Below are 596 nucleotides of genomic sequence, written 5' to 3'. Positions count from 1 at the left end.
GAACTGGGCGTCGGTGACGTGCTCGAGCCACGTGGTGGTGGCGGAGGGGTCGTCGCCGTTCTCGAGCATCGCGAGGTGCTCCATGAACACCCCGGGGGCGGCGGCGTGGAAGTGCTCCTGGCCGGGCGGGGTGTAGATCGTCTGCCCGGGGTGGACGTCGATGACGTGCCCGTCGCGGGTGCCGAAGCGGCCGACGCCGGCGGTGACGCGGAGGTACTGGCCCTTCTCGTGCGAGTGCCAGGCGGTGCGGGCGCCGGGTGCGAACCGGACGGTGGCGACGACCATGTGCTGGCCGTCTTCGTGCGGCATCGCGATCGGGTCGAGCCAGACGTCGCCGGCGAACTGCTCGGGCGGGTTCTTGGTCGTGGGGGCGGCGGGTTCGATGTTCATGCTGACTCCTGGTCGTCGGTGGTGAAGTGCTCCTTCGCGACGCCCATCGCGGCCATGCCGTTCGGCCAGCCGGCGTAGAGGGTCACGTGGGTGATCGCCTCGACCAGCTCCTCCCGGGTGACGCCGTTCTCGACGGCGCGGCCCAGGTGGAAGTCGAGCTGCCCCGTGTGCCCGCCGGCGGCGAGGACGGCGACGGTGACGAGGCT

General features: G+C 71.6%; 2 protein-coding genes. Both read right to left on the bottom strand.

The features are described from left to right. Window positions 1–390: cupin domain-containing protein (locus IFT45_RS16655; protein ID WP_192129555.1), on the bottom strand; the 390-nt coding region annotated here is incomplete at its 3' end. Next, the coding region (locus IFT45_RS16650; RefSeq protein WP_192129553.1) for a carboxymuconolactone decarboxylase family protein at window positions 387–596 on the bottom strand (210 nt) is incomplete at its 5' end. The genes IFT45_RS16650 and IFT45_RS16655, both read right to left, overlap by 4 nt.

Source organism: Frigoribacterium sp. CFBP 13707 (genome assembly GCF_014842245.1).
GTDB classification, from domain to species: Bacteria; Actinomycetota; Actinomycetes; order Actinomycetales; family Microbacteriaceae; genus Frigoribacterium; species Frigoribacterium endophyticum.
This window is presented reverse-complemented; position numbering and strand designations above follow the sequence as displayed.